We start from the raw sequence: 20,964 nt of genomic DNA on the forward strand, positions 1-20,964 counted from the left end.
CCGCTACGTGTGAGTCCCTTCCGTGGCGTCCTCGGCTCCGGCGCCGGAGCCGAGGAGCGCCGCGATCTCCAGGCGGGAGGAGAAGCCCAGCTTGGAGAGGATGTGCTCGACGTGGGCGTCGGCCGTGCGCTTGGAGATGACGAGCCGCTGGGCGATCTCGCGGTTGGAAAGGCCCTGCGCCACCAGCTCGGCCACCTCCAGCTCGCGCCGGGTGAGGGCGTCGATGGGGGTGCCGGTGGCCGGTGAACTCCCCGCGGGGGCGCCCGCGGTGCGGCGGCGGGCGAGCGGGGGCGGGGCGTCGGTGCCGGCCGCGGCGAAGGCGAGCGCCTGCTGCTCGGACAGCTCCATGCCCTCGGCGAACAGCCGGTCATAGGTCTTCTCGCCCAGCGCCTCCTTCAGCTGCTGCCGGGTCAGATCCTGCAGCGCGAGGGCGGCGCTCTGGCCGCTGAGCGGCTCCAAGCCGCCGCGCCGCCACTCGCCCGCGGCCGCGCCGAGCAGCCGGGCGGAGCGCTGATGCCGGCCCGTGCCCGCCTCCGACCACGACAGCATCTCCAGCGCGGCGGCGATGCCGTGCAGGTCGCCGATGCCGCCCTTCAGCGCGGCGCAGCGGCGGGCCTCGGTGACCGCCTCGCCGAACCGCCGCAGCAGGATCAGCGCGAGGGCCCGCAGCGCGGAGGCGTAGCCCTGCGCCCAGCACTCCTCGGTCTCCGCCGCGGACAGCGCGAGGGCCGCGTCCGCCTCGGCGACGCCCAGGTCGGGGCGGCTGCTCGTGAGGCTGAGGGTGTGCACCGAGCTCTTGATGTAGTGGTGCTGGACCAGGTCGCCGCGGTCGGCGTCCGCGCCCAGCAGCGGCTCGGCCTCGGACAGGTCGGCCAGGGCGCCTTCCTGGTCGTCGAGCCAGGTGCGTACGGCGGCGCTGACCCGCAGGCCGTGCGCGAGCAGCCGGCGGTCGCCGAGCTCCCCGGCGAGCCGCCGCGCCTCCAGCGACCACCCGAGCGAATCGGCCTCACGGCCCGCGAAGCGGCCGAAGTCGGCCCGCCAGATGAGCGTCACCGCCCGGTCCGCGGCCGAACCGCCGTCCGCCGCAAGCGCCTTGGCCATCCAGTACTCGGCCTCGCCGATCCCGCCGGAGGCCGCCCAGTACGGCCACATGACGGCGGTCAGGGCAGTCGGTGCGACGGCGGGCTCCGGATCGTCCAGCGCGTACGCCAGCGCGGCCCGCAGATTGTCGCCGTCCGGCGCCAGGGCGCGGTAGCGCGCCAGCTGCTCCGAGGTGAAGAACCGGGCGGCGAAGTCCCGTAGCCGCGCGTGGTAGTGGGCGACATGCCGGGCCCGGCAGGCGGTGGTCTCGCCCAGCGACTCCAGCCAGCTCGCCCCGTACTCACGGATGGTGTCCAGCAGGCGATAGCGCGCCTCGCCGTCCGGCCCCGCCGCGGCGTCCGCGCGCAGCACCACCGACTTGTCGATGAGGCCGATCAGCAGCGGCAGCACCTGCGCGGCGGGCAGCTCGCCGTCCGCGCACACCGCCTCCGCCGCGGCCAGGTCGAAGCCGCCCGCGAAGACCGACAGCCGCGCCCACAGCAGCCGCTCCTGCGGGCTGCACAGCTCGTGGCTCCAGCCGATGAGCGTACGGAGCGTGCGATGCCGCGGCTCGGGGGCGAAGCGGCCGGATTCCAGGACGTCGTACGTGGCCGCCAGGTGCTGTGTCAGCTGCTCCAGGGAGAGCGCCCGCAGGCGTACGGCCGCCAGCTCGATGCTCAGCGGAATGCCGTCGAGCCGCCGGACCAGCGCGGTGGCCTGCCCGCGATTGCCGTCGGTGATCTCGAAGCCGGGGGCGGCGGCGGCCGCGCGCTGCGCGAAGAGCGCGAGCGCGTCGCAGGCCCCGCCGGACCTGGCGCGCTCGCCTGCTGCCTCGGGCACGGAGAACGGCTGGACGGGGAAAAGATGCTCGCCCGGCACATCCAGCGGCTGCCGCGACGTGGCCAGTATGTGCAGCCGCGGCGCGGCCGGCAGCAGCACATCCGCGAGCAGCGCCACGGCGTCCAGCAGATGCTCGCAGGTGTCGAAGAGCAGCAGCTGCTCGCGCTCCGCGAGCGCCGTGACCAGCCCGTCCAGCGCGGGCCGCGGATCGGCGCCCGGCAGGCCCGCGGCCGCGGCGACGGTGTGCGGCAGCAACTCCGCGTCCTGCAGCCCGGACAGCTGCACCAGCCGCACGCCGTCCTGGTACTCGCCCTTGACCTGCGCGGCGGCCCGCAGCGCGATCCTGGTCTTGCCCACCCCGCCGGGGCCGGTGAGGGTCACGAGCCGGGAGCGTCCCAACAGCCGTCTGACAGACGCAAGTTCGGTCGTGCGACCGACAAAGCTCGTCACCTCTGCCGGCAGCCGCCCGCCCCTGAAGCCGAACGTCATCGCACCCCACCATCGCTGTCGAGTGGTTGACTTCCAGGTTACGCGGATATGGGCGGCGGTTACCGGCAGAAGTCGGCGCCCGTGCACGTGCAAGTGGAATACGACAGAACGCTTACGAGTGGCCGCATCCGGAATTCGCCCCGGAAAACCGGCCGTCCACCTATCCTTTCAACGTGGCATTCGGCTCGACATGGCGGCGCGGGGACCGGCTCCCCGCCGAGGTCACCAGCTTTGTAGGGCGTACGGCGGAACTGGCCGACGTCCAGCGGCTGCTGGCACAAGCCCGCATGGTCACGCTCGTCGGCCCCGGCGGCGTCGGCAAGACGCGGCTCGCGCTGCGGTCCGTGGCCGAGGCCTCCGCCCGCTTCGCCGACGGCGTGCACCTGGTCGAGCTCTCCGGCCTCAAGGGCGCCGAGCTGCTGCCCAATGCCGTATCGGAGGCGCTCGGGCTGCCCGAGCAGGCGGGGCGGCCGCAGGTCGACGCCGTCGTGGAGTATGTGGCCGAGCGCGAGCTGCTGCTGGTGCTCGACACCTGCGAGCATCTGCTCGACGCCTGCGCGCTGCTGGCCGACCTGCTGCTGCCGCAGGCGCCGCGGCTGACCATCCTCGCCACCAGCCGGCAGGCCCTCGACGTCCCCGGCGAGCATGTGCTGCCCGTACCGCCCCTGCCGCTGCCGGAAGCGGAGGGCGACGCGGTCGAGGGGGCCCTGGAGCTGTTCGTGCAGCGGGCCCGCGCCGCGGTGCCCGGCTTCCGGCTCAACGACGCCAACCGCGCCCACGCCGTGGCCCTCTGCCGCCGCCTGGACGGCATCCCGCTCGCCATCGAGCTGGCTTCCGTACGGCTGCGGGCGCTGCCGCTCGACCACCTGGTCGCCCGGCTCACCGACACCTTCGCGCTGCTGGCCGGCAGCCGGCTGACCACGCTGCCGCGCCATCAGACGCTGCGCACCACCATCGGCTGGAGCCATGAGCTGTGCACGCCCCCGGAGCGGCTGCTGTGGGCGCGGCTGTCGGTCTTCGCGGGGGACTTCGACCTGTCCGCCGCGGAGGCGGTGTGCGCGGACGCCGAACTGCCCGTGGAGTCCGTGCTGGAGCACCTCATCAGCCTTGTCGACAAGTCGGTGGTGCTCCGGGTCGGCGAGCAGGGCACCCGCTATCGGCTGCTCGACACCATCCGCGAATTCGGCGCCGAGTGGCTCACCTCCCTCGGCGAGCAGGACGCCGTCAGGGAGCGGCACATCGCCTGCTATCGCGCCCGGCTGATGCAGCTCGGCCTCAAGTTCACCACCTCGGAGCAGCCCCGGCTGCACCGCGAGCTGGCCGCGGAGGAGGACAATCTGCGGGCCGCCCTCGAATACGCCATAGAGCGCGGCGAAGTGCTCCGCATGACCCTGGTCATGTCCGCGTACTGGGCGGTCTCGGGCCGCCCCGCCGAGGCCGCGCACTGGATGGAGAAGGGCTTCGGCGACCATCCCGGCAGCCACCGCAAGAACCGCGCCTGGAACCTCGCCATGTACGCCATGTTCGCCGGCCACCAGGGCACCCCCGAGCGGGCCATCACCGCCGCCCAGGAGGCGCTGGAGCTCGCGGCCGAGTTCGAGGACGACGCCATCGCCGCCCTTGGCGCCGGCGGCTACGGGGTGGCGCTCAGCTATCGCGGCGACCACGAAGAGGCCCTGGAACAGCTGCGCTTCGCCGAGGAGAAGTCCGTCACCGCGGGCCATCCGCTGCCGCCCCTGATGAGCAGCCTCGGCCTCAGCGTCGCGCACGTCCTCGCCCGCCGCCCGGACGAGGCGATAGCGGAATGCGACCGTACGATCGAGCTGCTCGGCCCCGGCAGCGGCGAGTGCTTCATTCAGGGATTCAGCTATGTGATGCGCGGTCTCGCACACTTCATGTGCGGCCGGCCCGACCTGTCCGCGGCCGCGCTGCGCCGCGCCGCCGGGCTGCAGAGCCAGCGCGGCGACGTGCTCGGCCTCGCGCATGTGCTGTCCATACTCGCCTGGCTCGCCGTGGACGCCGGCCGGCACCGAAGGGCCGCCTGGCTGTTCGGCGCCGCCTCGACGCACTGGTCGCTCGTCGGGCGCACGATCCTGCTCGGCAATCCGATGATGCAGTCGATGCAGGAGAAATCGGTGGCCGCCACCCGCTCGGCCCTGGGCGAGGAGCGCTACGCACAGCTCTTCGAGCAGGGCGTCAGGCTGCCGTCGCAGCGGGCCATCGACTTCGCGGCCGGCGACCAGGACGCGCTGCCCCCGGACCCGCCGGCGTACGGCGACCGGGCCGCGAGCCGCGCCGACGCGCTGACCCGGCGCGAGCGGGAGGTGGCCGCGCTGGTGGCGCAGGGGCTCTCCAACCGCGAGATCGCCGAGCGGCTGGTCATCTCCAAGCGCACCGCCGACGCCCACGTCGAGCACATCCTCGCCAAGCTCGGGTTCTCGTCCCGCTCGGAGATCGCCGCCATGGTCTCCGGCGCTGCGTCTTCCCGGGGGACACCCCCGGACCCCCACCCAGGCCAGCGGCTACCTAGGTAGATCCGCGCGGCCGCGGCGGCGGCAATGGCGAAGGTACGTATACCGATTGGCGCGGGTTACCGATGTCCGGGACATGTGGCCCGGAGCAGGCTGAATGCCGTGAGAACGATGGCGGTAGCGAGCAGACGACCGGGGAATGCCATGACACTCCACGGGCGCGCCAGTGCGCTCAGCACTCTGGGCCGGATGATGGAAACCGAACAGCTGGTGACCGTGACCGGTCCCGGCGGCGTGGGCAAAAGCGCGCTGGTGGCGGAGGCGGTGCGCAGGCTGCGGCGGCGCAACCGCCCGGACCTGATCCACCTCGACCTGGCACCCGTAACCGACCCGGAGCTGGTGCCGCGCTGGCTCGCGTACGGGCTGAAGCAGATCAACGGGGGCGGGCGGCGGCCGACGCTGCTCGTCGTGGACACCTGTGAGCATGTGGCGGACGCGGCCGGTGCCGCGCTGCGCGAACTGACCGGTGAGCGGCCCTCGCTGCGGGCGATCGCCACCAGCCGCATCCCCACCACGGCAGACGCGGCCACGCTGCCGCTCGGCCCGCTGGATGTGGACGACGCGATGGAGCTTTTCCGCGACTGCGCGCCCGGCTACCGGGACGAGGGCGCCGGCGAGGACCGCGCGAACGACGACACCATCCGGGAGATCTGCGAGCTCCTCGACGGCCTGCCGCTCGCCGTGACGATCGCCGCCGCGCAGCTGCGGCGGCGCACGCCGGCCGAGCTGCTGACCCGGCTGGCCGGCGCCGACGGGGCCCTCGCCCTGGTCGGCGGCGGCCCCGAGGTGCCCGAGCGGCAGCGCACGCTGCGCGACTCGATGTGGTGGAGCCGCCGCGTGTGCACCCCGGGCGAGCGGCTGCTGTGGGCCAGGGCCGCGGTCTTCCCCGGCGCTTTCACGCAGGGGCACGCCATCGCGGTGTGCGCCGACGAGCGGCTGCCCGAGGCGGAGCTGGCACGAGCCTTCGCCGGGCTGCGGGCGCAGGGGCTGTTCGTGCCGGAGTGCGGCGACGGGCGGCTGGTGGCCATCCCCCGGGCCGTACGGGCGTACGGCAGGCAGCAGCTGGCGCGGCTGGGGGAGGAGACGGAGTTCCAACGCCGGTGCGTGGCCTGGTCGATGGGCGTACTGAAGACTAATTCCGTCGAGTAACCAAAAGGAAACAACGGAATCCCTTGCCGCGAGTCACTCCCCCTGCCAGGATCGTCCATCAATCCCGGCAGGAACGACATCACCGGAGTGGCCCGTGGCTCCCCGTATTGACCCAGCCGACACAGCGGCCCGCTACGCCTCCGCCGCCCAGTACATCGCCGGCCGCCTCGCCCCCGGCACGTCAGGGAACAAGCAGTCCGTCACCGACCCGGCGACGGGACGCACGGTCTGCGCGTACGAACTCGCCTCCCCCGCCGACGTCGACGCCGCCGTGGCCGCGGCGGCGGATGCCCTGCCCGGCTGGGCCGGGGCGACGCCGGGGGAGCGGTCCGACGCGATGCACCGCTTCGCGGCCGTACTCGGGGAGCGGGCGGAGGACTTCGCGCAGGCCGAGTCGCTGCAGTGCGGCAAGCCGATCCGGCTGTCGCGGGAGTTCGACGTGCCGGGCAGCGTCGACAACACCGCCTTCTTCGCGGGCGCCGCCCGGCTGCTGGAGGGCAAGGCCGCGGGCGAATACAGCGGCGACCACACCTCGTACGTCCGCCGCGAGCCGGTCGGCGTGATCGGCTCCATCGCACCCTGGAACTACCCGCTGCAGATGGCCGCCTGGAAGGTCCTCCCGGCGATCGCGGCGGGCAACACGATCGTGCTGAAACCGAGCGAGCTCACCCCGCTCACCTCCCTGATGTTCGCGGAGGCGGCCACCGAGGCGGGCATCCCCGCGGGCGTCATCAACATCATCAGCGGCGCGGGCGCCGACGCCGGCGAGCACCTGGTCGCGCACCCGGGCGTCGCCATGACCTCCTTCACCGGCTCCACCCGCGTCGGCCGGCGCATCGCCGCCCTCGCCGCGGGCACCGCCAAGCGGGTGCACCTGGAGCTGGGCGGCAAGGCCCCGTTCCTGGTCTTCGACGACGCCGACCTGGAGGCCGCCGTGCACGGCGCGGTCGCGGGCGCGCTCATCAACACGGGCCAGGACTGCACGGCCGCGACCCGCGCGTACGTCCAGCGCCCGCTCTACGACGCCTTCGTCTCCGGCGTCGCAGAGCTGATGGCCGCGGTCCGCATCGGCGACCCCTTCGATACGGCGACCGACCTCGGCTCGCTCATCTCGTACGCCCAGCGCGACCGGGTCGCGTCCTTCGTGGACCGGGCGCGGGCGGCGGGCGCTTCCGTGGTCACCGGCGGCCGGGCGCCTGAGGGATTCGAGGGCGCGTACTACGAGCCGACGCTGATCACCGGCGCCGCGCAGGACAGCGAGATCGTGCAGGACGAGGTCTTCGGCCCGGTCCTCACGGTGCTGCCCTTCGACGGCGACGACGAGGGCCTCGCCCTCGCCAACGACACCCCGTACGGCCTCGCCGCCTCCGCCTGGAGCCGCGACGTCTACCGCACCGCACGCGCCGCCCGCGAGCTGAGGGCGGGCTGCGTATGGCTCAACGACCACATCCCGATCATCAGCGAGATGCCGCACGGGGGCTACAAGGCATCGGGCTACGGAAAGGACATGTCCGCGTACTCCCTGGACGAGTACACGCAGGTCAAGCACGTCATGCAGGACATCACGGGGGAAGCGCGCAAGAGCTGGCACCGAACCGTCTTCTCCGCCTAGGAAGGCAGCAAGCCCTCATGGATGTGTTCGACGAACTCCCCGAGCCGATAGCCAAGGCCTGGGAGCGCAGCCTCAGCGGCGGCAAGGCCGCGCTGTCCCGGCGCCGGCTGCTGGGCGCGGGCGGCGGCGCCGCGGCCGCCGCCGCGCTCGCGGGCTGCGGGATTCCCGCGGCCGACAGCGCCGCGAAGAGCGGGGACCGCAAGGACCCCGACTACTCCAAGAAGGAGAAGGAGCTGGTCTTCTCCAACTGGACGCTCTACATCGACGTCGACGACAAGGACAAGAACAAGCGCCCGACCCTCGACCGCTTCCAGCGGGAGAGCGGCATCAAGGTCAAGTACAACGAGGACGTCAACGACAACGTCGAGTTCTTCGGCAAGATCAAGCCGCAGCTCGCGGCCGGCCAGGACACCGGCCGCGACATCGTCTGCCTCTCCGACTTCATGTCCGGCCGGCTGATCCGGCACGGCTGGGCGCAGCGCCTCGACCCCGCCAACCTGCCGAACGTCAACCTCCACATGGAGCCGCGCTTCCGCAACGCCGCGCACGACCCGGGCCGCCAGTTCTCCGTCCCGTGGACCGGCCTGGCCACCGTCGTCGCGTACAACAAGAAGGCCACCAAGGGGCGGAAGGTCACCAGCGTCGAGCAGCTGCTGACCGACGAGTCGCTGAAGGGCCGGGCGGCGATGCTGACCGAGATGCAGGACTCGGTCGGGATGACGCTGCTCGACATGGGCAAGGACTGCGCGAAGTTCACCGAGGACGACTTCGAGGCCGCGCTCGCCCGTATCCAGAAGGCGGTCGACAACAAGCAGCTGCGCCGCTTCACCGGCAACGACTACGTCGAGGAGCTCGACAAGGGCGACATCGCCGCGTGCCTGGCGTGGGCGGGGGACGTGGTGCAGATGCAGGCGGAGAACGACGACATCGAGTTCGTCATCCCGGAGAAGGGCTATCTCTACGCCACGGACGACCTGATCGTCCCCGCCAAGGCCCGCCACAAGGCGAACGCCGAGGCGCTGATGAACTTCTACTACGACCCCAAGAACGCGGCCGAGCTGGCCGCCTGGGTCAACTACATCTGCCCGGTGGCGGGCGCGAAGGAAGAGCTCGCGAAGATCGACAAGGACCTGGCCACCGATCCGCTGATCATCCCCGACGAGCGGATGATCAAGGCGGGACACGTCTTCATGGAGCTGGGTGACGACCGGGAAACCTCGTACGAGGACAAGTACTCCAAGGTGATCGGGGCGTGAGCGGCATGGACGGTACGGGCGGTGTCACGCTCACCGGCATCAGCAAGACCTTCGGCGACTTCACGGCCGTACACCCGACGGACCTCACCATCCCGCAAGGCTCCTTCTTCGCCTTGCTGGGCGCCTCCGGCTGCGGCAAGACGACGACGCTGCGGATGATCGCGGGCCTGGAGCAGCCCACGTCGGGGCGGGTGCTTCTGGGCACGGACGACGTCACGGACCTCCCGCCGCACCGCAGGCCGGTCAACACCGTCTTCCAGAGCTACGCCCTCTTCCCGCACCTCACCGTCCACGACAACGTCGCCTTCGGGCTGCGCCGCCGCGGCCGCAAGGAGGTGAAGAAGGAGGTCGCGGAGGTCCTGGAGCTGGTCGAGCTGGGCGCGCTGGCGGGCCGCAAACCCGCGCAGCTCTCCGGCGGCCAGCAGCAGCGGGTGGCGCTGGCGCGCGCGGTCGTCAACCGCCCCGAGGTGCTGCTCCTCGACGAGCCGCTGGGGGCTCTGGATCTGAAGCTCCGCCGCCAGATGCAGCTGGAGCTCAAGCGCATCCAGACCGAGGTCGGCATCACCTTCGTACACGTCACCCACGACCAGGAGGAGGCCATGACCATGGCCGACACCATCGCGGTGATGAACCACGGCAGGGTCGAGCAGCTGGGCGCGCCGACCGAGCTGTACGAGAACCCGGGCAGCGCCTTCGTGGCGAACTTCCTCGGCCAGTCGAACCTGATCGAGGCGGAGATATCCGGCGGCGGCTCCGGTGCCGGCGACGACCTGGTCCTGCGCGTCGGCGATACGAAACTGACGCTGCCCCAGGACCGGATGCGCGCCAAGTCGGCGGCGTCCGGCACCAAGGTCCTGGCGGGCATCCGCCCGGAGAAGATCGGCATCCGGCCGCGAGGCGAGGACGGCGGCGTACCGGAAGGGCACAACCGCCTGTCCGGCACCATCAAGGACGCCAGCTTCACCGGGGTCTCGACGCAGTACGTGGTCGACAGCCCCTGGTGTCCGGAGCTGGCGGTCTTCGCGCAGAACGTGGACACCGCGGCGGGGTTGACGCCGGGCGCGGAGGTGGTTCTGCACTGGAACCCCGTCCACACCTTCGGCCTCGACGGCGACCAGGACGCCGAGGCGGGCACCGGCGAGGACGCGCTGTGACGGCGCTGGCCGCGCCGCCGTCCGGGTCGCCGGCGGACTCGGCGGACTCGGGGGACGAGCCGCCGCGGTCGGGCCGGCGCAGGCTCACCGCGTACTGGCTGCTGCTCCCCGCCGTGCTGTGGCTGCTGGTCTTTTTCGCGGCGCCGCTGGTCTATCAGGCGTCGACGTCCGTGCAGTCCGGGTCGTTCGACAAGGGCTTCGAGGTCACCTGGCACTGGGCCAACTACACCGACGCCATCGGCGATTACGCGGAGCACTTCGGCCGCTCATTCCTCTTCGCGGGTACGGCGACGCTGCTCTGCCTGCTGATCGGCTACCCCCTCGCGTACCTGATCGCCTTCCGGGCGGGCCGCTGGCGCAATGTGCTGCTGGTCATGGTCATCGCCCCGTTCTTCACCAGCTTCCTGATCCGTACGCTCGCGTGGAAGACGATCCTGTCGGACGGCGGCCCGCTGGTGGGGGCGCTGAACTCGATCGGGGTGCTGGACGTGACGGCGGGCCTCGGCCTGACGGAGGGCGACCGGCTGCTGGCGACGCCGCTCGCGGTGATCTGCGGGCTGACGTACAACTTCCTGCCCTTCATGATCCTGCCGCTGTACACGTCCCTTGAGCGCATCAACCCCGCCCTGCACGAGGCGGCGCAGGACCTGTACGCGAAGCCGGCGACGGTCTTCAGGAGGGTGACCTTCCCGCTGTCGCTGCCGGGCGTGGTGGCGGGCACGCTGCTGACCTTCATCCCGGCCTCGGGGGACTACATCAACGCGCAGCTGCTCGGCTCGCCGAACGACCAGATGATCGGGAACGCGATCCAGAAGCAGTTCCTGAACGTGCTGGACTACCCGACGGCGGCGGCCATGTCCTTCCTCCTGATGGCGGCAATCTTGATCATGGTGACGGTGTACATCCGCCGGGCCGGGACGGAGGAGCTGGTCTGATGCGCGCACTGACCTTCGTACGCCGCAATCTGGTGGTCTTCGCGGGCCTGGCGGCGCTGGCGTATCTGCTGCTGCCGAATCTGGTGGTCCTGCTCTTCTCCTTCAACAAGCCTTCCGGGCGCTACAACTACACCTGGCAGGAGTTCTCGACCGACGCCTGGAGCGACCCCTGCGGGGTGGCGGACATGTGCACGTCGGTGAGCCTGAGCCTGCAGATCGCGGTGCTCTCGACGCTGGCCTCGACGGTGATCGGCACGCTGGCGGCCTTCGCGCTGGCGCGGCACCGCTTCCGGGGCCGGGCCGGGGTGAACTCGCTCATCTTCCTGCCGATGGCGATGCCGGAGGTGGTGATGGGCGCGTCGCTCGGGACGCTGTTCCTGAACATGCGGATCGAGTTCGGCTTCACCACCATCCTGATCGCCCACATCATGTTCTGCCTCAGCTTCGTGGTGGTGGCGGTGAAGGCCCGGGTCGCGAGCATGGATCCGAAGCTGGAGGAGGCTGCGCGGGATCTGTACGCGGGTCCGCTGCAGGCGTTCGTACGGGTGACGCTGCCGCTGGCGGCGCCGGGGATCGCGGCGGGCGCGATGCTGAGCTTCGCGCTGTCGCTGGACGACGTCATCATCACGCAATTCAATTCGGGCCCTTCGACGATCACCTTCCCGATGTTCGTGTGGGGCGCCTCGCTCAAGGGGGTGCCGGTGCAGGTGAATGTGATCGGGTCGGCGATGTTCTTCATCGCGGTGCTGCTGGTGATGGCAGGGCAGCTGCTGGGCAACGGACGCGCACGGAGGAAGGCATGAACGACACCGCAGCTTCACTGGCGGACGCCCGGCCCGTCCCGTACTGGCTGGACGATCCCGCAAAGCCGGACGCTTTCCCGGCGCTGGTACGGGACGAGCAGGCGGATCTGCTGGTGGTGGGCGGCGGTTACAGCGGGCTGTGGACGGCGCTGCTGGCGAAGGAGCGGGATCCGGCGCGCGATGTCGTGCTGATCGAGGGGGAGGAGTGCGGCTGGGCGGCCAGCGGCCGTAACGGCGGCTTCTGCGCGGCGTCGCTGACGCACGGCTTCGGGAATGGGGTGTCGCGCTGGCCGGGGGAGCTGTCCCGGCTCCATCGGCTGGGCATGGAGAACCTGGCCGCGATCGAGGCGGCGGTCGACCGCTACGGCATCGACTGCGACTTCGAGCGCACCGGCGAGATCGGGGTGGCGACCGAGCCGTACCAGGTCGGCGAGCTGGAGGAGGAGGCCGACCGGGCGGCGGCGTACGGCATCGAGCTCGAGCTGCTCGACGAGAAGGCGGTGCAGGCGGAGGTGTCCTCGCCCCGCTTCCTCGCCGGCCTGTACGACCGCGACGGCGTCGCGATGCTCAACCCGGCGAAGCTGGCGTGGGGGCTGCGGCGGGCGTGCGCGGAGGCGGGCGTGCGGGTGTACGAGCACACGTGGGCGGCGGGGTTGGCGGCCGATGCGGCCGGGGTGACGGTCCGTACGCCGTACGGAAGCGTGCGGGCGGCGCAGGTGGCGCTCGGCACGAACGCCTTTCCGTCGCTGGTCCGGCGGGTTCGGCCGTATGTCGTCCCGGTGTACGACTACGTGCTGATGACCGAGCCGCTGTCGGAGGCGCAGCTCGCGTCGATCGGCTGGTCGGGGCGGCAGGGGCTGAGCGATGTGGCGAACCAGTTCCACTACTTCCGCCTGTCGGCGGACAACCGCATTCTGTGGGGCGGCTACGACGCGGTGCACCACTTCGGGGGGCGGGTCGCGGCCGAATACGACCAGCGCCCGGAGACGCACCTGAAGCTGGCATCGCACTTCTTCGAGTGCTTCCCCCAGCTGGAGGGCCTCCGCTTCACGCACCGCTGGGGCGGCGCGATCGACACGTGCTCCCGCTTCGCACCGTTCTTCGGCACGGCGGTGGGAGGCCGGGTCGCGTACGCCCTCGGCTACACGGGCCTGGGCGTGGGCGCGACGCGCTTCGGCGCGGAGGTGATTCTGGACCTGCTGTCCGCGCAAGCGACGGAACGCACCCGCCTTCAGCTGGTGAGAGAGAAGCCGCTGCCCTTCCCGCCGGAGCCGTTCGCGTGGGCGGGGATCGGCTTGACGCGCTGGTCGATGGCGCGGGCGGATGCCCGGGGAGGCAAGCGGAACCTTTGGCTGCGGGGACTGGATCGGGTGGGTCTGGGATTCGACAGCTGAGTGCGGGACTGGTCCGGCAGGATGGCCGCATGCTCATCGTGATCGGCGGACTGCCGGGGACCGGAAAGACCACACTGTCGCGGCTGCTGGCGACGCGCATCGGCGGCGTGCACCTGCGCATCGACACGATCGAGCAGGCGATCGTCGACTCCGGCCTGGCGGGGCATCCGGTCGGGGCGGCCGGGTATGCCGTCGGATACGCGCTTGCCGCCGATCACCTCGCGCAAGGCCTCACCGTGATCGCCGAGTCGGTGAATCCGCTCGGCGTCACCCGCGACAGTTGGCGGGATGTGGGGACGAAGGCCGCGGCGCCGGTCGTGGAGGTGGAGGTCGTGTGCTCGGATCCGGCCGAGCATCGGGCGCGGGTGGGCGGCCGGGCGTCCGACATCCCGGGCCTGCCGCTGCCCGATTGGCAGCAGGTCGTCGCCCGCGATTACGAGCCGTGGGACCGGGACCACGTCGTCATCGACACGGTGGGGCAGACCCCGGAGGCGTCGCTGGCCGTGCTGCTGGCGAGTGTCGTTGAGAGACTCCGCTGACCGGGTCAGCGCTCACGATTGCGGGGGCGCTACGGGCGCGGTGAGAACTGTTCGAACTGGTCGCGGACGGGGCCGGTTTGCGGGACTCCCGCCGTCATGAGGCCGTCACCGTCGCTTCGAGTGGCAGCGCGCTGCCGCGCTCCAGAGCCGCTGCCAGTGCCTCGTCGCCCAGGGTCTTGCGGAGGCGGTCCGTGATGCGGTCCGTGTCCGTGCGTTCGCCCGGAGGGAGGGGGGCGCCGGCCTTTGCGCGGAGGTGGGTGGCGCGGCCGAGGAGTTCGGCGGCGTGGTGGTGGGAGTCGGGGGAGGCGGCCAGGGAGGCTGCGCCTGCCAGGCCCTCCAGGGCGAGGGCCATTGCGCGGGGGTCGCTGGTCGTACGGGCCAGGGTGAGGCCCTCCAAGTGGAGGTCGCGGGCTGTGGCGGCGTCGTCGTGGAGTTCTGCTACGAAGCCCAGTTCCGCCAGGATCAGGGCCGTGCCCACCGGGGAGTCGATCTTGCGGTCCCACGGGAGCCACTTGGTGAGGAGCGCCTCCGCCTTGTCCAGGTGGCCCTGGCGGCGGGCGCTCAGCGCCAGGCCGATCTCGGCGAACTCCTCGCCCACCGCGTAACCCTGCTCCGCCGCCGTCCTCGCCGCACGCGCGTGCAGTTCGTCCGCGCGGGCGTGGTCGCCCTCCAGGAGGGCGATGCGGCCCAGGGCGGCGAGTTTGTCCGCCGCCTCGGTTCGTACGCCCAAATCCTCCGCCAGGCGCAGGCCTTCCAGGTGGAGGCGGGTGGCGTGGGCGTAGTCGCCGGTGATCTCGGCGTGGGCGCCCAGCGGGATCGTGGCCTGGAGCTGGCCCCAGCCGTCGCCGAGTTCGGTGAAGAGGGTCATGCTGCGGGTGGCCTGGGCGGCCAGGGCGGGGAGGTCGCCGCGGAGGAGGGACTGCTGGGCGAGGGTGCCTGCTACCGCCGCCATGCCCCAGGTGTCGCCGGTGGTACGGAAGATCTCCTCTGCCGCGGCCAGTTGGTCGGGGCCGCCGGGAGGTCCGGCCATGCCGAGGCGGGCGTAGCCGAGGTGCCAGTCGGCGCGGGCCTGGGCGGTGAGGAGGTCGAGGCTGCGGGTGGGGCTCGGGGGTGGGTCGGCGGGGAGCGAGCCGGGCTCGGGGACTTCGCCGAGGCGGTAGCTGAGGGAGGCGTGCCAGGTGGCGGCGGTGCGGGAGAGGGCTATTACGGGGTCGGGGTCCGGTGCCGTGGTCGTGCCCGCGTCTGCAGCCGCCGGTGACACCGACAGTGCCGCCTCCGCGAAGCGGCGCGCCTCGCGCAGGCGGCCGCGGAGGCACCAGTACCAGGCCAGGTCCACCGCCAGGCCAAGCGCCGCGGGGGCGTCGGTGGCGCGGACCGCGGCGTCGAGGGCGGCGCGGAAGTTGCCGGCTTCCGCGTCGAGGGTGCGTAGCCAGGTGCGTTGTTCGGGGCCGCGGAGGGCGGGCTCGGCGGTCGCCGCGAGGGTGCGGTGGTAGCGGTAGTGGCGGGCTGCCGTCGCCTCGTACTCGCCGGCTTCGTGCAGCCGCTCGCGGCCGTATGCGGCCACGGACTCCAGGAGGCGGTAGCGCGGGGCTTCGGTGGCGGCGGCGGGGCCTGCGGGCGGTGCCGCGAGCGTCACCAGCGAGCGGTCGACCAGGCGGGCCAGGGGGTCGAGGACCTCCTCGGGGGCGAGTTCGCCGCCCGCGCACACCGCCTCCGCTGCCGCGAGCGGGCTGCCGTCGGCGAACACGGACAGGCGGCGCAGCACCGCCCGCTCCCGTTCATCGAGCAGCTCCCAGCTCCAGTCGATCATCGCGCGCAGCGTCCGCTGGCGAGCCGGGGCGTCGCGCGGGCCCGCCGACAGCAGCCGGAAGCGGTCGTCGAGCCGGGCCGCCAACTCCCGTACGCCCAGCGCCCGCACCCGCGTCGCCGCCAGCTCCAGCGCGAGCGGGATGCCGTCGAGGCGGCGGCAGATCGCCGCGACCGCGTCGGCGTTGTCCGTATCGACGGTGAAGCCGGGGGCGGAGGCGGCTGCGCGCTCGGCGAAGAGCCGTACGGCGGCCTCGGGCGGGAGTGGAGCGACGGGGCGGAGGCGCTCGTCCCGTACGCCCAGGGGTTCCTGGGCGGTGGCCAGCACGTGCAGGCCGGGGGCTGCGGTGAGGAGGCGGGAGACGAGGCCTGCGGCGGCGTCGATGACGTGTTCGCAGTTGTCCAGGACGAGCAGGAGGTGCTGCGAGCGCAGCGATTCGGCGAGGCGGTCGATGGCCGCGGCGGGGCCGGCGCGGAGGCCGGGGACGGCCGTTTCCTCGCGGAGGCCGAGGGCGGCGGCGATGCGTTCGGCGATGTCGGTGAGGGTGCCGGGGGGAGCTTCGAGGCCGGCCCTGCCACCGGCCCCGCCGGGGGCGGCCGTATCGCCGGCAGCTTCGAGATCGGACGTACCGCCGGCACCAGTCGCGCCGCCGCCTGCGGCCGCCGCCCCCTCGCCGCTCGCACGGGCGCCCGGCACCCCCGCGAGCTCCACCAGCCACACCCCGTCGGGGTACGCCTCCGACAACCCCCGCGCCGTCTCCACCGCCAGCCGGGTCTTCCCGACGCCGCCCGGGCCGGTGAGGGTCACCAGGCGCGCCTCCGTGAGGAGTTGCCGGACGTCGGCGATCGTGTCCTCGCGGCCGACGAGCTTGCCGAGGGCGGCCGGGAGATTGCCGGTCGGTGCGGCGGTGGCGGCGGCTTGCGGGGGTGGGGTGGTGAGTGACGGGTCCTGGCGGAGGATCGATTCGTACAGCGTCACCAGCTCGGGGCCCGGGTCGAGCCCGAGTTCGTCGGCGAGTTGCTCGCGCAGCGCCGTGTAGCTCGCCAGGGCCTCGCTCTGCCGCCCCGCGCGGTAGAGGGCCCGCAGCTGTGCGGCGCGCAGGCGTTCGCGGAGCGGGTGGCGGGTGACCAGGTCGCCGAGCTCGTCCGCGAGGAGGGCGTGGTCGCCGGACTCCAGGCGGGCCTCGGCCTGTTCCTCCAGGACGGTCAGGCGCAGCTCCGTCAGGCGGGCGATCTCCGGCTGGGCGAACTCCTCGTCCGCGAAGTCCGCGAGCACGTCGCCGCGCCAGAGCGCGAGCGCGTCGGCGAAGAGGGCGGTGCGGGTGCGGGGGGAGGTGGTCGCGCGGGCGCGGGTGGTGAGTTCCAGGAAGCGGCCGGTGTCGGTGGCTTCCGGGGGGACCTGCAGCACGTATCCGGGATTACGGGACACCACCAGGCCGCGCCCGACACCCGGCTCGGCGTCCTCCAGCGCGCGGCGGAGCTGCGAGACACGGGTCTGGAGGGCGCCCGCGGGGTTGGCGGGCAGCCGCTCGCCCCACAGATCGTCGATGATCCGCTCGGCCGGCACCACCCGCCCCGCGTGGATCAGCAGATCCGCGAGCAGCGAGCGCACCTTCACCTCGGGCACCCGGACCACCCGCCCCTCGGACGTCCACACAGCCAACGACCCCAGCACCCCGAAACGCATGCCGATCACGGTAACGGAGCCCGCCGACAGGCGGCCGCCCTACTCCCGCCGGAGGCCTCCCGGGCGCTGCGGGTACGCGCATCCGAGTAGTACGGGTGTCGCCCCGCGGCAGACGCGGACCCGCGGCGTTCTGCGCACGCTGGCCGTATCCGGTGAGCCCGTGATTCGGGTCGGCGAAGGGCGGAGCATTGGCATCGAAGGCACTGCGCGGCGACGCCGTGCTCGCCGCCGCCCTCGTGCTGGGCGGGGTGGTCGGCACCCGTATCGCCGGGAGCTCGGAGCGGACGGGGGACGTGCCGATCGACGCCCGCGGCTACGCGCTGTTCGTGCTCGCCGCCGCCGCACTGGCGGTGCGGCGCGGCCGGCCGCTGGGCACGCAGGCGGTGATCACCGTCTGCACGGCCGCGTATCTGCTCCTCGGGTACGCCTACGGGCCGATCCTCGCCGCCTTCATGATCGCCATATACGGCGCGGCCCGCCACGCACCGCCGGCCAGGGCCGTGCCGTCTGCCGCGGCCGCCCTGGCACTGCTGCTGCCCCACCTGCTCACCCGGGACAACGGCCTCGGGCTGTCCGGGGCGATCCCGGTCTCCGCGTGGGTGGTGGTGCCGTTCGCGGTGGGGTACGCGCTGCGACTGCGGCACGAGACCCAGTCCCGGGCGCGGGAGGAGATGATCCGCCGGAGCGCGGACGACGAGCGGTTCCGGGTCGCGCAGGAGGTCCACGACATCGTCGGCCACGGGCTCGCCGCCATGAAGATGCAGGCCGACGTCGCGCTGCACGTACTCGACAGGAAGCCCGGCCAGGCAGAGGTGGCGCTGCAGGCCATCAGCCGCACCAGCAGCGAGGCGCTGGAAGAGCTACGGGCCACGCTGGCCGTGCTCCGCCGGGCGGCTTCCGGTGCCGAGTCTGACCAGGCTCGACGGGCTGCGGCAGCGGATGGCTGAAGCCGGGGTCTACGTACGCCTCGAAGTCTCCGGCCCGGCCGGGGCCACGCCGCCGCCCGCGGTCGAGCTGACCGGCTACCGGATCATCCAGGAGTCGCTCACCAACGTCCTGCGGCACGGCGGAGCCCGCCAGGCCACGGTTCATGTCCGCTGGGAACCGGACGGCGTGCTGATCACCGTCACCAATCCCCTCACCGCGCCCCCCACCGGGGAGGGCGGGTCCGGGATACCGGGAATGCGCGACCGGGTCCTCGCCCTGGGCGGGGAATTCGCCGCGGGACCGGTCTCCTGCGCCGCCTTCGAAGTGCGCGCCCACCTCCCCATCAAAGGCCCCTCATGACCACCGTGATGATCGTCGATGACCAGCAGCTGGTGTGCCTCGGCCTGCGCGCCCTGATCGAGAACGAGGACGGCATGGAGCTGGCCGGCCAGGCCGCGGACGGCCTCGCCGCCGTCTCCCTGGCCCAGCGGACCAGGCCGGACGTGATCCTGATGGATATCCGCATGCCCGGTATCGACGGCATCGCCGCGCTCCGGCGGATCACCGCGGATCCGGCGCTTGCCGACACCAAGGTGATCATGCTCACCACGTTCGAGCACGACGCGTACGTCTTCGACGCCCTGCACCACGGCGCCAGCGGCTTCCTGCTGAAGGACACCAGCCCGGCCGACTTGCTGGCGGCGATCCGCTCCGTCACCGACGGCGGCGCCCTCATGTCGCCGTCGGTCACCCGCAAGGTCGTACGCGAATTCGTCTCCGCGGCCCCCCGGGCGCCGAAGCCGCACCCGGACCTGGACTCGCTGACCGGCCGGGAGCGCGAGACCCTCGTCCTGGTCGCGGCGGGCCTGCGCAACGACGAGATCGCCGACCGGCTGGTCATCAGCCCCGCCACCGCCCGCACCCACGTCAGCCGGGTCATGGTCAAGCTGGGCGCCAGGGACCGGGCCCAACTGGTCGTCTTCGCCTACCAGTCCGGGCTCGCGCACTGACGCCGTACGTCCGGCCGCGTACGCCGGAAGCCGCTCTGCGCCCGACGCCTGCCGCCGCGGACCGGCCGACCATGAGCCCATGGTCATTCACACACAGCACGCTCAACCACGCCGGGCGGCCGGCCCGCGGAAACCCGCCATCGCCGGACTGAGCATCCGCGGGGGGCGGTCGGCATGACCGCGGACACTGCCGCGGGGACGGACCGCGGGTATGCGATCGACGTCAGCGGGCTGACCAAGCGCTACGGCGACCACACCGCCGTCGACGGCATCAGCTTCGGCGTCAGGCCCGGCGTCATCACCGGCTTTCTCGGCCCGAACGGCGCCGGCAAGTCGACCACCATGCGCATGATGGTCGGCCTCACCCCTCCGACCTCGGGGCGCTGCACCGTACTCGGCCGCGGCTACCGGGGGTTGCCCAACCCGGGCCTGCACGTCGGCGTGCTGCTGGACGCCTCGGCGCAGCACTCCGGGCGCACCGGGCGGGAGATCCTCACCCTGTCGACGATGCTGATGGGACTGGAGGCCGGCCGCGTCGACGAGGTGCTCGACCTCGTCGGCCTCACCCCCGCCGAGTCCCGCCGCCGCACCGGCAACTACTCGCTCGGCATGCGCCAGCGCCTGGGCGTCGGCCATGCCCTGCTCGGCGACCCGCAGGTGCTCATCCTCGACGAGCCGGCCAATGGCCTCGACCCGGCGGGCATCCACTGGATGCGGGGCCTGCTGCGGGAGTTCGCCGACCGCGGCGGCAGCATCCTGCTCTCCTCCCACCTGCTGCGCGAGGTCGAGGTCATCGCCGACGAGCTCGTGGTCATCGGCCGCGGAAAGATCGTCGCCCAGGGGCCGAAGAAGGACCTGCTCGCCGCCGCCGGGGAGTCGGGCCTGGAGGACATGTTCCTGCGGCTGACCGCCGACCACTCACGAGATGACGCGAAGGACGGGACCGAGCGATGACCACGGATGTGACCGAGACCGGCCGGCGCCCCGCACCTCCATTCGGCGAGGCGGGCATCCCGTTCGCCCGGCTGATCAGGACCGAGCTGCGCAAGCTGCGCGACACCCGGGCAGGGAAGTGGCTGCTGATCGCGATCCTCGCCACCACGCCGCTGGTGGTCGCCGTGATGGTGTTCACCGTCGACCCCAAGGATCTGACGTACGAGGAGTTCGTCAACTTCACCCAGACCCCGCAGAAGCTCCTGCTGCCGATCCTGGGCATCCTCACCATCACCACCGAATGGAGCCAGCGCACCGGTCTGGTCACCTTCACCCTGGAACCCGAGCGCAAACGCGTGCTGCTGGCCAAGGTGGCCGCGACGATGCTGCTGGGCGTGCTGGTGGTCTGCATCACCTTCGCCTCGGCCGCGGCCGGCAACCTCCTGGGCGCGGTCCTGCGCGACGGCGACGGCAGCTGGGCCTTCGGCTTCGGCGGCTTCCGCGACATCACCGTGGTGCTGCTCAGCGGCCTGGCCATGGGTCTGGCGTTCGGCATGCTGCTGCTGGTCAGCGCCGCCGCGATCATCGCGTTCTTCGTGCTGCCGAACCTGTCCAGCGTGCTCTTCAACCAGGTCCCGGCCCTCAAGGACGCCGGCCCCTGGCTCGACCTCAACCTCGCCCAGGGCCCGCTCTACGAACACGACCCGACCGGCCAGGAGTGGGCCGGGCTGCTGACCGCGACCCTCATCTGGGTCGCCGTCCCCGCCGCCCTGGGCGCGCTCCGGGTCCTGCGCAGCGAAGTCAAGTCGAGCTGAGACA

General features: G+C 72.4%; 16 protein-coding genes. 14 read left to right on the plus strand and 2 right to left on the minus strand.

What is annotated here, in order from left to right:
* Positions 1–3: 3 nt before the first annotated feature.
* Positions 4–2,301 (minus strand): ATP-binding protein, encoded by a 2,298-nt coding sequence (locus tag ACNNMR_RS32540; RefSeq protein ID WP_419998268.1) that lies wholly within the window; start codon positions 2,299–2,301, stop codon positions 4–6.
* Positions 2,302–2,582: 281 nt separating this feature from the next.
* On the opposite strand from ACNNMR_RS32540, the gene ACNNMR_RS32545 reads away from it, so the two are divergent.
* The 9 genes from ACNNMR_RS32545 to ACNNMR_RS32585 all read left to right on the plus strand — a co-directional run bounded on the left by ACNNMR_RS32545 (position 2,583) and on the right by ACNNMR_RS32585 (position 13,782).
* Positions 2,583–4,943, plus strand: a complete 2,361-nt coding sequence (locus tag ACNNMR_RS32545) for an ATP-binding protein (protein WP_419998269.1) — start codon at positions 2,583–2,585, stop codon at positions 4,941–4,943.
* A 186-nt stretch (positions 4,944–5,129) separates the two neighbouring features.
* On the plus strand, positions 5,130–6,089 hold the full coding sequence (locus ACNNMR_RS32550) for a hypothetical protein (RefSeq protein ID WP_419998270.1): 960 nt from the start codon (positions 5,130–5,132) through the stop codon (positions 6,087–6,089).
* Positions 6,090–6,183: 94 nt separating this feature from the next.
* Positions 6,184–7,701 (plus strand): gamma-aminobutyraldehyde dehydrogenase, encoded by a 1,518-nt coding sequence (locus ACNNMR_RS32555; protein ID WP_419998271.1) that lies wholly within the window; start codon positions 6,184–6,186, stop codon positions 7,699–7,701.
* Between the two features lie 17 nt (positions 7,702–7,718).
* Positions 7,719–8,957, plus strand: coding sequence for a polyamine ABC transporter substrate-binding protein (locus ACNNMR_RS32560; protein ID WP_419998272.1), 1,239 nt, complete (start codon positions 7,719–7,721; stop codon positions 8,955–8,957).
* A gap of 5 nt (positions 8,958–8,962) precedes the next feature.
* Positions 8,963–10,111 carry an ABC transporter ATP-binding protein gene (locus ACNNMR_RS32565; protein WP_420000559.1) on the plus strand — a complete coding sequence of 383 codons (1,149 nt, stop codon included), beginning with the start codon at positions 8,963–8,965 and terminating at the stop codon, positions 10,109–10,111.
* A complete protein-coding gene (locus ACNNMR_RS32570) occupies positions 10,108–11,046 on the plus strand; it encodes an ABC transporter permease (protein ID WP_419998273.1) in 939 nt (312 codons plus the stop codon). Before ACNNMR_RS32565 ends, ACNNMR_RS32570 begins: the two co-directional genes overlap by 4 nt.
* On the plus strand, positions 11,046–11,849 hold the full coding sequence (locus ACNNMR_RS32575) for an ABC transporter permease (protein WP_419998274.1): 804 nt from the start codon (positions 11,046–11,048) through the stop codon (positions 11,847–11,849). Before ACNNMR_RS32570 ends, ACNNMR_RS32575 begins: the two co-directional genes overlap by 1 nt.
* Complete coding sequence (locus ACNNMR_RS32580) at positions 11,846–13,243, plus strand: NAD(P)/FAD-dependent oxidoreductase (RefSeq protein WP_419998275.1); 1,398 nt, start codon at positions 11,846–11,848, stop codon at positions 13,241–13,243. Before ACNNMR_RS32575 ends, ACNNMR_RS32580 begins: the two co-directional genes overlap by 4 nt.
* A gap of 29 nt (positions 13,244–13,272) precedes the next feature.
* Entirely contained in the window at positions 13,273–13,782 is a 510-nt protein-coding gene (locus tag ACNNMR_RS32585) for an AAA family ATPase (RefSeq protein WP_419998276.1), read from the plus strand.
* Positions 13,783–13,876: 94 nt separating this feature from the next.
* Here the strand turns inward: ACNNMR_RS32585 and ACNNMR_RS32590 are convergent, their stop codons facing one another.
* Positions 13,877–17,275, minus strand: coding sequence for a BTAD domain-containing putative transcriptional regulator (locus tag ACNNMR_RS32590; protein WP_419998277.1), 3,399 nt, complete (start codon positions 17,273–17,275; stop codon positions 13,877–13,879).
* A gap of 188 nt (positions 17,276–17,463) precedes the next feature.
* Here ACNNMR_RS32590 and ACNNMR_RS32595 point away from each other — a divergent pair, with 188 nt between their 5' ends.
* From ACNNMR_RS32595 to ACNNMR_RS32615, 5 genes are all read left to right on the plus strand, one after another.
* Entirely contained in the window at positions 17,464–18,222 is a 759-nt protein-coding gene (locus ACNNMR_RS32595; protein ID WP_419998278.1) for a sensor histidine kinase, read from the plus strand.
* On the plus strand, positions 18,215–18,562 hold the full coding sequence (locus ACNNMR_RS32600; RefSeq protein ID WP_419998279.1) for a sensor histidine kinase: 348 nt from the start codon (positions 18,215–18,217) through the stop codon (positions 18,560–18,562). The genes ACNNMR_RS32595 and ACNNMR_RS32600 overlap by 8 nt, the downstream gene beginning before the upstream one ends.
* Positions 18,559–19,212 (plus strand): response regulator, encoded by a 654-nt coding sequence (locus ACNNMR_RS32605; RefSeq protein ID WP_419998280.1) that lies wholly within the window; start codon positions 18,559–18,561, stop codon positions 19,210–19,212. Before ACNNMR_RS32600 ends, ACNNMR_RS32605 begins: the two co-directional genes overlap by 4 nt.
* A gap of 174 nt (positions 19,213–19,386) precedes the next feature.
* The gene (locus ACNNMR_RS32610; RefSeq protein WP_419998281.1) at positions 19,387–20,166 is read left to right on the plus strand and encodes an ABC transporter ATP-binding protein; all 780 of its coding nucleotides are present in this window, start codon (positions 19,387–19,389) and stop codon (positions 20,164–20,166) included.
* The gene (locus tag ACNNMR_RS32615; protein WP_419998282.1) at positions 20,163–20,960 is read left to right on the plus strand and encodes a hypothetical protein; all 798 of its coding nucleotides are present in this window, start codon (positions 20,163–20,165) and stop codon (positions 20,958–20,960) included. The genes ACNNMR_RS32610 and ACNNMR_RS32615 overlap by 4 nt, the downstream gene beginning before the upstream one ends.
* Positions 20,961–20,964: the final 4 nt, after the last annotated feature.

This window comes from Streptomyces boninensis (genome assembly GCF_048572725.1).
GTDB lineage: Bacteria > Actinomycetota > Actinomycetes > Streptomycetales > Streptomycetaceae > Streptomyces > Streptomyces boninensis.

What these genes read in the sequence shown, in the direction of transcription:
- ACNNMR_RS32550 (WP_419998270.1), top strand. Translation starts at nt 5,130, where the DNA reads ATGATGGAAACCGAACAGCTGGTGACCGTGACCGGTCCCGGCGGCGTG.
- ACNNMR_RS32560 (WP_419998272.1), top strand. Translation starts at nt 7,719, where the DNA reads ATGGATGTGTTCGACGAACTCCCCGAGCCGATAGCCAAGGCCTGGGAG.
- ACNNMR_RS32565 (WP_420000559.1), top strand. Translation starts at nt 8,963, where the DNA reads ATGGACGGTACGGGCGGTGTCACGCTCACCGGCATCAGCAAGACCTTC.
- ACNNMR_RS32575 (WP_419998274.1), top strand. Translation starts at nt 11,046, where the DNA reads ATGCGCGCACTGACCTTCGTACGCCGCAATCTGGTGGTCTTCGCGGGC.
- ACNNMR_RS32580 (WP_419998275.1), top strand. Translation starts at nt 11,846, where the DNA reads ATGAACGACACCGCAGCTTCACTGGCGGACGCCCGGCCCGTCCCGTAC.
- ACNNMR_RS32585 (WP_419998276.1), top strand. Translation starts at nt 13,273, where the DNA reads ATGCTCATCGTGATCGGCGGACTGCCGGGGACCGGAAAGACCACACTG.
- ACNNMR_RS32590 (WP_419998277.1), bottom strand. Translation starts at nt 17,275, where the DNA reads ATGCGTTTCGGGGTGCTGGGGTCGTTGGCTGTGTGGACGTCCGAGGGG.
- ACNNMR_RS32600 (WP_419998279.1), top strand. Translation starts at nt 18,215, where the DNA reads ATGGCTGAAGCCGGGGTCTACGTACGCCTCGAAGTCTCCGGCCCGGCC.
- ACNNMR_RS32605 (WP_419998280.1), top strand. Translation starts at nt 18,559, where the DNA reads ATGACCACCGTGATGATCGTCGATGACCAGCAGCTGGTGTGCCTCGGC.
- ACNNMR_RS32610 (WP_419998281.1), top strand. Translation starts at nt 19,387, where the DNA reads ATGACCGCGGACACTGCCGCGGGGACGGACCGCGGGTATGCGATCGAC.
- ACNNMR_RS32615 (WP_419998282.1), top strand. Translation starts at nt 20,163, where the DNA reads ATGACCACGGATGTGACCGAGACCGGCCGGCGCCCCGCACCTCCATTC.